General features: G+C 69.6%; 13 protein-coding genes. All 13 read left to right on the top strand.

Annotated features, from left to right (window positions below):
* Positions 1 to 94 precede the first annotated feature (94 nt).
* On the top strand, positions 95 to 1,747 hold the full coding sequence (locus tag YU1_RS0123140) for a dihydroxyacetone kinase subunit DhaK (RefSeq protein WP_029006103.1): 1,653 nt from the start codon (positions 95 to 97) through the stop codon (positions 1,745 to 1,747).
* A 17-nt stretch (positions 1,748 to 1,764) separates the two neighbouring features.
* The gene (locus tag YU1_RS0123135) at positions 1,765 to 2,256 is read left to right on the top strand and encodes a GNAT family N-acetyltransferase (protein ID WP_029006102.1); all 492 of its coding nucleotides are present in this window, start codon (positions 1,765 to 1,767) and stop codon (positions 2,254 to 2,256) included.
* A 171-nt stretch (positions 2,257 to 2,427) separates the two neighbouring features.
* On the top strand, positions 2,428 to 2,808 hold the full coding sequence (locus tag YU1_RS0123130) for a Fur family transcriptional regulator (protein ID WP_198019026.1): 381 nt from the start codon (positions 2,428 to 2,430) through the stop codon (positions 2,806 to 2,808).
* Entirely contained in the window at positions 2,805 to 3,686 is an 882-nt protein-coding gene (olsA, locus tag YU1_RS0123125; RefSeq protein ID WP_245263428.1) for a lyso-ornithine lipid O-acyltransferase, read from the top strand. Before YU1_RS0123130 ends, olsA begins: the two co-directional genes overlap by 4 nt.
* Positions 3,687 to 3,806: 120 nt before the next feature.
* Positions 3,807 to 5,201 (top strand): tRNA (N6-isopentenyl adenosine(37)-C2)-methylthiotransferase MiaB, encoded by a 1,395-nt coding sequence (gene miaB / locus YU1_RS0123120; protein ID WP_029006099.1) that lies wholly within the window; start codon positions 3,807 to 3,809, stop codon positions 5,199 to 5,201.
* Positions 5,202 to 5,272: 71 nt separating this feature from the next.
* Positions 5,273 to 6,385 (top strand): PhoH family protein, encoded by a 1,113-nt coding sequence (locus YU1_RS30885; RefSeq protein ID WP_084540074.1) that lies wholly within the window; start codon positions 5,273 to 5,275, stop codon positions 6,383 to 6,385.
* 2 nt (positions 6,386 to 6,387) lie between these two features.
* Positions 6,388 to 6,960 (top strand): rRNA maturation RNase YbeY, encoded by a 573-nt coding sequence (ybeY, locus tag YU1_RS0123110; protein ID WP_084540070.1) that lies wholly within the window; start codon positions 6,388 to 6,390, stop codon positions 6,958 to 6,960.
* 21 nt (positions 6,961 to 6,981) lie between these two features.
* Positions 6,982 to 7,956: a hemolysin family protein gene (locus YU1_RS0123105; RefSeq protein WP_029006097.1), complete on the top strand. Its 975-nt coding sequence runs from the start codon at positions 6,982 to 6,984 to the stop codon at positions 7,954 to 7,956.
* Between the two features lie 11 nt (positions 7,957 to 7,967).
* A complete protein-coding gene (gene lnt, locus YU1_RS0123100) occupies positions 7,968 to 9,575 on the top strand; it encodes an apolipoprotein N-acyltransferase (protein ID WP_029006096.1) in 1,608 nt (535 codons plus the stop codon).
* A gap of 96 nt (positions 9,576 to 9,671) precedes the next feature.
* Positions 9,672 to 10,100: a helix-turn-helix domain-containing protein gene (locus tag YU1_RS0123095; RefSeq protein ID WP_029006095.1), complete on the top strand. Its 429-nt coding sequence runs from the start codon at positions 9,672 to 9,674 to the stop codon at positions 10,098 to 10,100.
* Between the two features lie 89 nt (positions 10,101 to 10,189).
* Entirely contained in the window at positions 10,190 to 11,383 is a 1,194-nt protein-coding gene (gene metK, locus YU1_RS0123090; protein ID WP_029006094.1) for a methionine adenosyltransferase, read from the top strand.
* A 141-nt stretch (positions 11,384 to 11,524) separates the two neighbouring features.
* Positions 11,525 to 12,208, top strand: coding sequence for a tRNA (guanine(46)-N(7))-methyltransferase TrmB (trmB, locus tag YU1_RS0123085; protein ID WP_029006093.1), 684 nt, complete (start codon positions 11,525 to 11,527; stop codon positions 12,206 to 12,208).
* Positions 12,209 to 12,367: 159 nt separating this feature from the next.
* A partial coding sequence (locus YU1_RS30880; protein WP_035716483.1) for a transposase occupies positions 12,368 to 12,576 on the top strand: 209 nt, incomplete at its 3' end.

The following is a 12,576-nucleotide window of genomic DNA, read 5'->3' as shown; positions in this document are numbered from 1 at the left end:
GCGCCGCCTGCTGCCCGCCCTTTCTTCAGGATGTCGCCGTTTGTCCCCAAGGTACGGGACAGCCTCTTTCCTTCCCTTGCACGGGATCATGTCTATGAAGCATTTCTTCAACCGCCGGGACAGCATCGTCACCGAGGCGCTGGACGGCTTGCTGCGGACGGCGCCGGCGGGCAAGCTGGCGCGGCTGGATACCTATCCCGACATCAAGGTCGTGCTGCGCGCCGACTGGGACAAGGCGAAGGTGGCGGTGATCTCCGGCGGCGGCGCGGGGCACGAGCCCTCGCACGCCGGCTTCGTCGGCAAGGGCATGCTCACGGCGGCGGTGTCGGGCGAGATCTTCGCCTCGCCCAGCGTGGAAGCGGTGCTCACCGCCATCCGCGCCGTCACCGGCGCGCCCGGCTGCCTGCTGGTGGTGAAGAATTACACCGGCGACCGGCTGAACTTCGGCCTCGCCGCCGAGAAGGCGCGGGCCGAGGGCTTCCCGGTGGAGATGGTGATCGTCGGCGACGATATCGCCTTGCCCGGCATCGCCCAGCCGCGCGGCGTCGCCGGCACGCTGTTCGTGCACAAGATCGCCGGCCATCACGCGGAGGCGGGCGCGGACCTCGCCACCGTGGCGGACGCGGCGCGGGCAGCGGCGGGCGACATCGCCTCGCTCGGCGTGTCGCTCTCCACCTGCTCCATCCCCGGCCAGCCGCATGAAGACCGGCTGGGCGAGGAGGAGGGCGAGCTTGGCCTCGGCATCCATGGCGAGCCCGGCGCGGAGCGCATTCCGCTCCAGCCCGCCTCCGCCATCGTCGCTACCCTGGCCGAGCGGCTCTCGGCCAGGCTCCAGGCGGGGGCACCCTATGCTGTGCTCATCAACAATCTCGGCGCCGTGCCGCCGCTGGAAATGAGCCTCATCGCCGAGGCGGTGCTCACCTCGTCCCTGGCGGCGCAGGTGAAGCTCATCCTCGGCCCGCGGCCGCTGATGACCGCCCTCAACATGAACGGCTTCTCCCTCTCGCTGCTCCGGCTCGACCCGGCGCGCGAGGCGGCCCTGCTTTCGCCCGTGGACCCCGCCGCCTGGGTTGCGCCGGTGGAGCGGCACGACATCGCCATTCTGCCCGCGCCCAAGGCCGAGGGGGCGGCGGCGGCGCCCCCGGCCAGCGCCGATCCGGCGGTGGAGGAGGTGCTCGCCACGGTCTGCGCGCATTTGGTGGCGCAGGAGGCCGAATTGAACCGGCTCGATGCCCGCATCGGCGACGGCGATACCGGCTCCACGGTGGCCACCGCGGCACGGGCGATCCAGGCGCGCCTGGGGGACCTGCCGCTGGCGGACCTGCCCGCCACCCTCGGCGCGCTCGGCCATATCCTCGGCACCAACATGGGCGGGTCGAGCGGCGTGCTGCTCTCCATCTTCTTCACCGCCGCCGCCAAGGCGCTGGCGGACAAGGCCGATCTCGCCCAGGCCCTGCTCGCCGGGCTGGAGCGCCTGAGCTTCTATGGCGGAGCGGCGCCGGGCGACCGGACCATGGTGGATGCGCTCGATCCGGCGCTGAAGGCGCTGGCCGGCGGCGACATCCAGGCGGCGGCCACGGCCGCGCACGCCGGGGTCGAGGCGACGAAAGCCATGGCCCATGCCAAGGCCGGCCGGGCCGCCTATCTCGGCGCGCACGACCTGGAGGGCGTGGCCGATCCCGGCGCGGTGGCGGTGGCCGGCGTATTCGCGGTGGTGGCCGGCTTGCCCCGGCGGGCGGCCTCCTGATCGGAGAGGGGCGGCCCATGCCCCGTCAGCGTCCTGCGATCACGCCGGTCCGCACGCCGGCGGACCTGGCGGCGGTCGCTGGCCTGTTCCGCGCCTATGCGGCGGCGCTCGACGTGGACCTCGCCTATCAGGACTTCGCCGCCGAACTGGCCATGCTGCCGGGCAAATATGCCCCGCCCGGCGGCGAGCTGCTGCTGGCCCGCGACGAGGCCGGGACGCCGGTGGGCTGCGTCGCCCTGCGCCCGCTGGAGGCGCCGGGCTGCTGTGAGATGAAGCGGCTCTACGTCGCGCCGGAGGGCCGGGGCGGCGGGCTCGGCCGCCGGCTGGCGGAGGCCATCGTCGCCGCCGCCGAGCGCATCGGCTATGGCGAGATCCGCCTCGACACCTTGCCCGCCATGGCCGGCGCGCAGGCGCTGTACGGCAAGCTCGGCTTCGAGACCACGGCGCCCTATTACGCGACGCCCGTGGCCGGCACGCTGTTCCTGCGCCGCCGCCTGGGCCCGCGCTGAGCGGCCCGCTTGCGGTCGGCGGCGCGCGGGATGATAAGCTCGCCTCGCCGGCACGGGCGCCAGGACATGCATAGCTTGGACGCGCGTAGGCGGGACACGCACATCGGGAAGGGGTGAGCGCTTTTGAGCGAGAAGACCAGCGCCATCGAGGAGGCCTGCCTCGCCAAGGGCATGCGCATGACCGAGCAGCGTCGGGTCATCGCCCGCGTGCTCAGCCATGCCGAGGACCATCCGGACGTGGAGGAGCTCTACGCCCGCGCCAGCGCCATCGACGACAACATCTCCATCTCCACCGTCTACCGCACGGTGAAGATGTTCGAGGACGCCGGCATCATCGCCCGCCATGAATTCGGCGACGGCCGCTCGCGCTACGAGCCGGTGCCGGACGAGCATCACGACCACCTCATCGACCTGCGCTCCGGCCGGGTGGTGGAGTTCCGCTCCGAGGAGATCGAGCGCCTCCAGGAGGAGATCGCCCGCAAGCTCGGCTACCGCATCGTCGGCCACCGGCTGGAACTGTACGTCTTGCCGCTCGACGAGGAGGCGCCATGAGCCGTCCGCTCGGGGCCCGGCCCGCGCCGGGCGATGGCGTGCCGATCGTGGAGCTGGGCCCGGAGATGCCGGCCGCCACGCGGCTGCTGGACGGGCTGCGCGTGGGCATGGTGCTGCTGGCGGTGGGCCTGGTGACGCTCGTTCTCCTGCCGCTGCAATGGATCGCGCTCCGCCTGAAGCTGCCGGCCCGCCGGCGCATCCCGGCGCTCTACCACCGCATCGTGCTGCGGCTGATCGGGGTGCGGGTGAAGGTGATCGGCGCCCCGGCGCCGCAGCGCCCGCTGCTCATCCTGTCGAATCACGTTTCCTGGCTCGACATCTGCGTGGTCGGCTCGCTGACGCCTTTGTTCTTTATCGCCAAGAGCGAGGTGGCGGGCTGGCCGGTGATCGGCCTGCTGGCGAAGTTTCAGCGCACCATCTTCGTGGACCGCGCCCGGCGCAGCGCCACCCACGCGGTCAACCAGGAGATCGCCGCCCGGCTCCAGGAGGGCGATCCCGTGGTGCTGTTCGCCGAGGGCACCTCCAGCGACGGCAACCGCATCCTGCCGTTCCGCTCGGCACTGGTGGGGGCGGTGCGCGAGGCGTTCGCCACCGCCGGCGCGGTCACGGTGCAGCCCATGGCGGTGACCTACGTGGGCGTGCAGGGCGTGCCCATGGGCCGTCCGCACCGTCCGCTTGCCGCCTGGTATGGCGACATGGACCTGGCGCCCCATCTGCTGGGCGTGCTGCGCCAGGGGGCGATGGACGTGGAGGTGCGCTTCGGCGCGCCCATGGCGCTCGACGGCGAGCATGACCGCAAGGACGTCACCCGCGCCGCCGAGGCGGAGGTCCGGCTGCTCCATGCGCACGCGCTTGTGGGGCGCGGCGGGCCGGCGTGAGTTTTCAAACCCTGCGAATGCCGGTAAGAGTGAAGGCTGACGGAAGATGGGGATGGGCCGCGCTGGCGTCACGGGAGCGTCGCGCCCCTGCGCGATGCTGGAGACGACAGACAGGCACGAATGCACGAACCCCGTAAGCTCTATGTGAAATCCTTCGGCTGCCAGATGAACGTCTACGATTCCAATCGTATGGCGGATACCCTGGCGAAGGAGGGTTATGTGGAGACGCAGGATCCGGCCGACGCCGATCTCGTCATCCTGAACACCTGCCACATCCGCGAGAAGGCCGCCGAGAAGGTCTATTCGGAGCTGGGCCGCCTGCGCAAAGCCAAGCAGGAAGCCGGTTCCGACACCGTGATCGCGGTCGCCGGCTGCGTCGCCCAGGCGGAAGGCGCGGAAATCATCAAGCGCGCCCCGGTGGTGGATCTGGTGGTCGGGCCGCAGAGCTATCACCGCCTGCCGGAGATGCTGGCGCAGGTGAAGGGCGGCCGCCGCGTGGTGGACACCGACTTCCCCGCCGAGGACAAGTTCGACCACCTGCCCGCCCCCAGCGCCGCAGCCACGCGCAAGCGCGGGCCGACCGCCTTCGTGACCGTGCAGGAAGGCTGCGACAAGTTCTGTACCTTCTGCGTCGTGCCCTATACGCGCGGCGCCGAGGTGTCCCGCCCGGTGGCCAAGATCCTCGGCGAGGCCCGCGCGCTGGTGGCGCAGGGCGTGCGCGAGATCACCCTGATCGGCCAGAACGTCAACGCCTTCCATGGCGAGGGGCCGGACGGCAAGACCTGGGGTCTCGGCCGCCTGCTGGAGGAACTGGCCGGCATCGACCGGCTGGAGCGCCTGCGCTACACCACCTCGCATCCCCGCGACATGGACGATGGCCTCATCGCCGCCCATCGCGACCTGCCGCAGCTCATGCCCTATCTGCACCTGCCGGTGCAGTCCGGCTCGGACCGCATCCTGGCGGCCATGAACCGCAGGCACGGCAGCGCGCTGTTCTTCGAGATCATCGACAAGCTGCGGGCCGCCCGGCCGGATATCGCTTTGTCCTCGGACTTCATCGTCGGCTTCCCCGGCGAGACCGAGGCGGACTTCCAGGCGACGCTGGACATGGCCGAGCGGGTCGGTTTCGCCAGCGCCTATTCGTTCAAATATTCCATCCGTCCCGGCACGCCGGCGGCGGAGCATGGCGACCAGCTTTCCGAATCGGTGAAGAGCGAGCGCCTCGCCCGCCTGCATCAGGTTCTGGAAGCCTCCAAGACCGCGTTCGACCGCGCCTGCCTGGGCCGCCGGTTCGACATCCTGCTCGAAAAGCCCGGCCGCCTGCCGGGCCAGCTCATCGGCCGCTCGCCCTATCTGCAGAGCGTGGTGGTGACCGCACCGCCCGCCGGCATCGGCGAATTCGTGACTGTCGATATCACCGAGGTGGGACCGAACTCCCTGGCGGGACGTGTCGTTGACGCTGTCGAGGATCGAGGCCGGACGAGCGACCGCCCGCTCGCGGCCATGGAGGCTTGAGCGTGCGAAGAGCGAGCGATCGAGAGCGTCCCGTTGCCGCCGTCCCCCAGCAAGGTCCTGCGCGGGCGGCCATTAGCGACCCCTGGGCGGCCCAGGGGGAGAGCGGCAGCACACAAGTCGTGCTGGCCTTCGACGACAATCGCCTCGCCACCCAATTGTTCGGCCATTACGGCCGCAACCTCGCGCTCCTGGAGCGCAAGCTCGCGGTGAAGGCCGAATCGCGCGGCAACCACGTCACGCTGGAAGGCGGGCGGGACGGCTGCGAGCAGGCCCGCCGCGTGCTGGAGCATCTCTATGAGCAGCTCAAGCGCGGCCGCGACGTGGCGCCGGGCGATGTGGAGGGCGCTATCCGCGAGGCGGTCTCCCAGGGTTCGCTGTTCGACTTCGATCCCAGCGAGGAACGCCAGTCCTTCGACGAGATCCAGCTCCGCCGCCGCCCCGTGCGCGCCCGCACGCCGGCGCAGGATGCCTATATCCGCGCCCTGAAGCGCCATACGCTGGTGTTCGGCTCGGGGCCGGCGGGCACCGGCAAGACCTGGCTGGCGGTGGCCTTCTGCGTGCATCTGCTGGAACGGCGGATGGTGGACCGCATCATCCTGACCCGCCCGGCGGTGGAGGCGGGCGAGCGGCTCGGCTTCCTGCCCGGCGATATGAAGGAGAAGGTCGATCCCTATCTCCGGCCGATCTATGACGCGCTGTACGACCTGATGGACCGCGCCTTCGTGGAGCGGGCGCTGCAATCGGGCGAGATCGAGATCGCCCCGCTCGCCTTCATGCGCGGGCGCACCTTGGCCAATGCTGCGGTGATCCTGGACGAGGCGCAGAACGCCACCTCCATGCAGATGAAGATGTTCCTCACCCGACTGGGCGAGAATTCCCATATGATCGTCACCGGCGATCCCAGCCAGACCGACCTGCCGAACGGCATGACCTCCGGGCTCGCCGAGGCGGTGCGCCTGCTGGAGGGCGTCGAGGGCGTGGGCTTCGCCCACTTTAAGGCCGAGGACGTGGTGCGCCACGAACTGGTGCAGCGTATCGTGTCGGCTTATGAGGCGCACGACGCCACCGTGGCGCGCCGCCTGTTCGCCCGCCGCGCGCCCGCGCAGGCGGAGGGCGCAGTGGTGGAAGCGGTGCCTATGGATATGGGGCCGTCGGACTTTGCCGCGCCGGACGAGGGGCGCTGACCATGGGTGATGCTGCGCGACAACGATCCACGGGCGCTCCCGCCACGCCGGCGGAAGCGCCCCGTGCCCAGCCTGCGGCGGGCGATGCCCCCGCGGTGGAGATCGACGTGCTGGTGGAGGACGACGGCTGGAGCGCCGTGCCCGATGCCCTGGCCATCGCCGAGCGCGCCGCGCGCGCGGCCCTCGCCAGCCTGGGCGAGGAGGTTCCGGCCGAGGCGGAGATGAGCATCACGCTCACCGACGACGCCCGCATCCGCATCCTCAACCGCGACTGGCGCGACAAGGACAAGGCCACCAACGTGCTGTCCTTCCCGGCGCCCGAGCTGCCCGAGGGCGTGGCGCCGCAGCCGCTCGGCGACGTCATCGTCGCCCGCGAGACCGTGCTGGCCGAAGCCGCCGCCGAGGACAAGCGCCCGGAGGACCATCTGGCCCATCTGGTGGTCCACGGCACGCTGCACCTTATGGGCTTCGACCACGAAGACGACGACGAGGCCGAGGAGATGGAGGCCGCCGAGCGCGCCATCCTCGCCGGCCTCGGCATCAACGACCCCTATGCCCTGCCCCTCGAGGGCTGAACCGAACCCCAAAGGGAGACCATGTCCTCCACCGACCAGTCGAGCGAACCGAACGCCTCGGAGCCGCAGAGTTTTCTCGATCGATTGCGTGCCCTCCTCGGGACGTTCCGGCCCCATGGCTCGCTCCGCACCGACCTCGTGGAAGTGCTGGACGCCGCCGGAACCTCCGAGGAGGTGAGCGAATTCACCCCGTCCGAGCGCCAGATGCTCCGTAACATCCTGCACCTCAAGGAGGTGGGGATCGACGACATCATGGTGCCGCGCGCCGAGATCGTGGCGGTCCAGAAGGACGTCACCCTGGGTGCCCTGCTGATCGAGTTCGCCAAGGCGTCCCACTCGCGGCTGGTGGTCTATGACGACACGCTGGACGACCCGGTGGGCATGGTCCACATCCGCGACCTGCTGGCCTTCATGACCGGCGTGCAACCCGGCGACGAGCCGGAGGACGGCCATTTGCCGGATCTCTCCGCCGTGAACTTGGCGCAGACGCTCGACGAGGCCGGGCTCATCCGCCGCCTGCTCTATGTGCCGCCCTCCATGCCGGCGGTGGACCTCCTGGTCTCCATGCAGGCCGCGCGCATCCATCTCGCTCTGGTCATCGACGAATATGGCGGCACCGACGGCCTCGTCTCCATGGAGGACGTGGTGGAGGAGATCGTCGGCGAGATCGAGGACGAGCATGATGACGAGGCGGCGCTGATCCAGCGCCAGCCGGACGGCAGCTTCCTCGCCGACGCGCGCACCGCGCTGGAGGACGTGGCCGAGGTGGTGGGCGCGGACTTCGTGCCCGGCGAGGCGGGCGAGGAAGTGGACACTCTAGGCGGGCTGATCGTGACGCTCGCCGCCCGCGTGCCCGAGCCGGGCGAGATCATCCAGCTGCCCGGCGCCTACCGCGTCGAGGTGGTGGAGGCCGACCCCCGCCGGGTGAAGGCGCTGCGCATCATCCCGCCGGTGGCCGAGGCGGTCGCCGCCGGCTCCACCGGCAACGGCGCCTGAGCCCGCCCCCCGTGGCTCTGGCATCCTGGGTTCGCGGCCTCGCCGGCTGGCGCCGGCTGGCGTTCGGCATGGCCGCGGGGGCGTTCTCGGCCTTGTCCACCGCGCCATACGGCCTCTGGCCGGTGCTGGCGCTGGGCTTTCCGGCCCTGGTGCTGCTGATCGACGGCGCGGGCCATGCGCGGGTGCGCGGGCGCGGCGCCATGCTGCGGGCGGCGGCCGCCGCCGGCTGGGCGTTCGGCTTCGGCTATTTCCTCGCCTCGCTGTGGTGGATCGGCGACGCCTTCCTGGTGGAGGCGGACGTGTTCGCCTGGCTGCTGCCGGTGGCGGTGCTGGCCTTGCCGGCCGGGCTCGCTCTGTTCATGGCGCTGGGTGCCGTGCTGGCGCGGCTGCTGTGGTCGCCGGGGCCGGCGCGCCTGTGCGCCTTCACCGCCGCTTTCACCGTCTCCGAATGGCTGCGCGGCCACGTGCTCACCGGCTTTCCCTGGAACACCTTCGGCTACGGGCCGGCGGCGACGCTGGAACTGGCCCAGGGCGCGGCGGTGGTCGGGCTCTGGGGGCTGACCTTCTTCACGCTGCTTCTGTTCTCGACCCCGGTGCTGCTGCTGCGCGCGGGCGGGTTCTGGCGCCGGGCCGGATGGCCGCTGGCGGCGCTCGCCGTGCTGGCCGGCGCCTATGGGGCAGGGGCCTACCGCCTCGCCGTCACGCCCGCGCGGTTCCTGGAGACCGTGCACCTGCGGATCATGCAGCCGGCGCTGCCGCAGGGGGAGAAGTTCGCCTATGACAAGCGCCAGACGGTGCTGTCGAACTATCTGGAACTGAGCACGCGCAAAAGCATCCTCTACCCCAAGGGCCTTGAGGACGTGAGCCTGCTGATCTGGCCGGAATCCGCCTTCCCCTTCATCTATGAGCGCGAGCCCTGGGCGAAGGCGCGGATTGCCGAGGCGCTGCCGGAGAATGTCACCCTGGTGACCGGCGCCGCCCGCCTCGGCCTGCCGCCGCCGGGGCAGAGCTCCAGCTTCTATAATTCCATCCGCGTCATGAATGCCCGTGGCGAGGTGCTGGATACCGCCGACAAGGTGCATCTGGTTCCCTTTGGAGAATACCTACCTTTCCAAGCTTTTTTGGAATGGCTGGGCCTGGAGCAACTTACGCGTGTGCGCGGCGGCTTCTCCGCCGGTACAACGCTGCGGCCGCTGCCGCTGCCCGGCGCCCCCGCGGCGGCGCCTCTCATCTGCTACGAGGTGATCTTCCCCGGCGCGGTCCTGCCGGTCGGGCCGCGGCCGGGATTCCTGCTGAATCTCACCAATGACGCGTGGTTCGGCGACACGCCGGGGCCGTACCAGCATTTCCTCCAGGCACGGCTGCGGACCATAGAGGAGGGGCTGCCGCTGGTGCGCGCGGCGAATACCGGCATTTCCGCCATCGTCGACCCGGTGGGACGGATTGTCGCAGCATTGGACCTGGGGGAACGCGGGATTCTGGACGCCGATCTGCCCGCGGCGCTTGCAAATCCGCCACCCGGCACCTGGCTCTCTGGAGTCGTTCTAGGTCTCGTGACGCTTTTAACATCACTCGTTGCGGTCTGTGCAATTCGGCGGCATCATACACGCCTGGGTTGATCGACGTATACCGATTGTATGCCTATCTTGGCCGCACTCAGGGCAGCCTTCGCATTGCGAAGTGAAACACTCTTTTCCGACATAGCCGGAGAGACCATGGTCAAGAAGGCGCCGAACCCCATAGATAAGCATGTGGGTAGCCGCGTACGTATGCGCCGTATGATGGTGGGCATGAGCCAGGAGAAGCTTGGGGAGCATCTTGGCATCACCTTCCAGCAGATCCAGAAATACGAAAAAGGAACTAACCGGATCGGCGCAAGCCGGTTGCAGCAGATTTCCACCTGTCTCAACGTACCCGTTGCGTTCTTTTTCGAAGGCGCGCCGTCGGGTAATCCGGAAGGGGACGGAGAGGGCTTCTCCGAAGATCATTCGCCCGCTTATGTGTCCGACTTCCTCGCGACCTCGGACGGTCTGGCGCTGACCCGCAATTTCATGCGGATCGGCGATGCGAAAGTCCGCCGGCGGATCGTGGACCTCGTGTCCGCCATCGCCGGGGAGGAGATGGAAGCCCAGCGTTCGATTTGACGAACGCTTTCGCTTCGACGATCTTGACCCGCCCACAACGGCTTGCCACAAGGATGGCCAGCCGTTGTGGGGGGCAAGAGGAAGCAAGCATGGCGCGCGAGTCGTATCTTTTCACCAGCGAGTCGGTCTCTGAAGGTCATCCGGACAAGGTCTGCGACCGCATCTCTGACGAGGTGGTGGATGCGTTCTTCCGGGCCTCCATCGAGCACGGTTTCGACACCACCCAGGTGCGTGTGGCCGCCGAGACGCTGGCCACCACCAACCGCGTGGTGATCGCCGGCGAGACCCGTGGTCCGTCCGTCGTGACCCGCGATCTCATCACCCATCTCGCCCGCCTCGCCATCCGCGACATCGGCTACGAGCAGGCCGGCTTCCACTGGGAGAATGCCGAGGTCGAGGTGCTGCTGCATGCGCAGTCCGCGGACATCGCGCAGGGCGTGGACATCGCCGGCAACAAGGACGAGGGCGCGGGCGACCAGGGCATCATGTTCGGCTATGCCGTGCGCGAGACCCCGGAGCTGATGCCAGCCCCGATCTATTACGCCCACAAGATCCTCAAGGTGCTGGCCGACGCCCGCCACTCCGGCGAGACCCGCGCCCTCGGCCCTGACGCCAAGAGCCAGGTCACCGTGCGCTACGAGAACGGCAAGCCGGTCGGCGTCACCCAGCTGGTGCTGTCCACCCAGCACCTGGACGAGCACCTCACCTCCCACGACGTGCGCTCCATCGTCGAGCCCTACATCGTCAAGGCCCTGCCCCCCGGCTGGGTGACCGACGAGACGGTGTGGCACGTGAACCCCACCGGCAAGTTCGTCATCGGCGGCCCGGACGGCGACTGCGGCCTCACCGGCCGCAAGATTATCGTGGACACCTACGGCGGAGCGGCCCCGCACGGCGGCGGCGCGTTCTCCGGCAAGGACCCGACCAAGGTGGACCGCTCGGCTGCCTATGCCGCGCGCTATCTTGCCAAGAACGTGGTGGCCGCGGGCCTCGCCGATCGCGCCACCATCCAGCTCGCCTACGCCATCGGCGTGTCCGACCCGCTGGCCATCTACGTGGACCTGCATGGCACCGGCCACGTGGCGGAAGACAAGCTGGAGAAGGCCCTGCGCGAGGTGGTGAACCTGCGTCCGCGCGGCATCCGCGAGCACCTGGGCCTCAACAAGCCCATCTACGCCCGCACCGCCGCCTACGGCCATTTCGGCCGCGCCCCGGAAGCCGACGGCGGCTTCTCCTGGGAGCGCACCGACATCGCCGACGCGCTGAAGGCCGCGCTCGCCTGAGCGCGCGCCACCCTCTTTGAGCTTGCATGGCCGGGCCTGTCCCGGCCATGCCTGTTTCTGGACCCCGGCTTCCGTGGATCTCGGGGGCCGCCGCGGGCGTTGCCCGTGAACCGCCATTCCTGCCAGACCAAGTGACCAGCGTTGAGCGAGACCGAGCATAGTGGCGCCTTCTACGGCCGCCGGGTGGGCAAGGCCCTGCGCCAGGGCCAGTTGCAGGCGCTGGACCGCGCGCTGCCGCGCTTCCTGCTTTCGCTGGAGGAGCTCGGCGACCCGGCCGCGCTGTTCGCCGGAACGGTCCGCGAACTGCGCCTGGAGATCGGATTCGGCGGCGGCGAGCACCTGCTGGCCGAGGCGGCGCGCTTCCCAGACTGCGGCTATATCGGCGTCGAGCCGTTCCTGAACGGAATGGCCAAGGCCGCCTTCGAGCTGGACAAGGCGCCGCTCGGCAATGTGCGGCTGTTCAACCTCGACGCGGCCCTGCTGCTGGCGCGCCTGCCCGACGCCGGCCTCGCCCAGGTGGAACTGCTGTATCCGGACCCGTGGCCGAAGCGCCGGCACTGGAAGCGGCGGTTCGTCCGGCCGGACAATCTCGACCTCATCGCCCGCACCCTGCGTCCCGGCGGGATCTTCCGCTTCGCCAGCGACGTGCCCGACTACGTGGACTGGACGCTGCGCCAGGTGCGCGCCCATCCCGCCTTCCGCTGGGCCGACCGCACCGCCGCCGACTGGCGCACGCCCTATCCCGGCTGGCCCGGCACCCGCTACGAAGCGAAGGCCGTTGCCGCCGGGCGGGTGCCCACCTACCTGACCTTCGAGCGGCTGTAGCCACCCCTCCGGCGGCGGAGCCTCTGGAGCGGGATGGAGAACGCGTCATCCGATCAGCTTGCGGTGCAAGCTGATCGGCGCGTGCTCTAGGTAGTGTGGACTCTTGGGGTTCCCGGGCTGAATGATCTGTGATTCAAAGCTGCCTTTGATGAGGCAGCGATGGGTGTTCTTGATCGACTGGTGCTTGGGGATGAGCAGTGGGCGCGGATAGCGCCGCACATCATCGGCGACGAGCGGACGCGCGGCTCTTCGGGCCGGGACAATCGTATGTTCATCGAGGCGGTGCTGTGGATCGTGCGCACCGGCTCGCCTTGGCGCGATCTGCCGGAGCTGTTTGGAGAATGGAACACCGTCTTCCGTCGCTTCAG

This window comes from Azorhizobium doebereinerae UFLA1-100 (assembly GCF_000473085.1).
Taxonomy (GTDB): Bacteria; Pseudomonadota; Alphaproteobacteria; order Rhizobiales; family Xanthobacteraceae; genus Azorhizobium; species Azorhizobium doebereinerae.
This window is presented reverse-complemented; position numbering and strand designations above follow the sequence as displayed.

Coding starts and splice junctions, on each gene's coding strand:
- YU1_RS0123135 (WP_029006102.1), top strand. CDS start 1,765: ATGCCCCGTCAGCGTCCTGCGATCACGCCGGTCCGCACGCCGGCGGAC.
- YU1_RS0123095 (WP_029006095.1), top strand. CDS start 9,672: ATGGTCAAGAAGGCGCCGAACCCCATAGATAAGCATGTGGGTAGCCGC.
- metK (WP_029006094.1), top strand. CDS start 10,190: ATGGCGCGCGAGTCGTATCTTTTCACCAGCGAGTCGGTCTCTGAAGGT.
- YU1_RS0123130 (WP_198019026.1), top strand. CDS start 2,428: ATGCGCATGACCGAGCAGCGTCGGGTCATCGCCCGCGTGCTCAGCCAT.
- YU1_RS0123105 (WP_029006097.1), top strand. CDS start 6,982: ATGTCCTCCACCGACCAGTCGAGCGAACCGAACGCCTCGGAGCCGCAG.
- ybeY (WP_084540070.1), top strand. CDS start 6,388: ATGGGTGATGCTGCGCGACAACGATCCACGGGCGCTCCCGCCACGCCG.
- olsA (WP_245263428.1), top strand. CDS start 2,805: ATGAGCCGTCCGCTCGGGGCCCGGCCCGCGCCGGGCGATGGCGTGCCG.
- YU1_RS0123140 (WP_029006103.1), top strand. CDS start 95: ATGAAGCATTTCTTCAACCGCCGGGACAGCATCGTCACCGAGGCGCTG.
- miaB (WP_029006099.1), top strand. CDS start 3,807: ATGCACGAACCCCGTAAGCTCTATGTGAAATCCTTCGGCTGCCAGATG.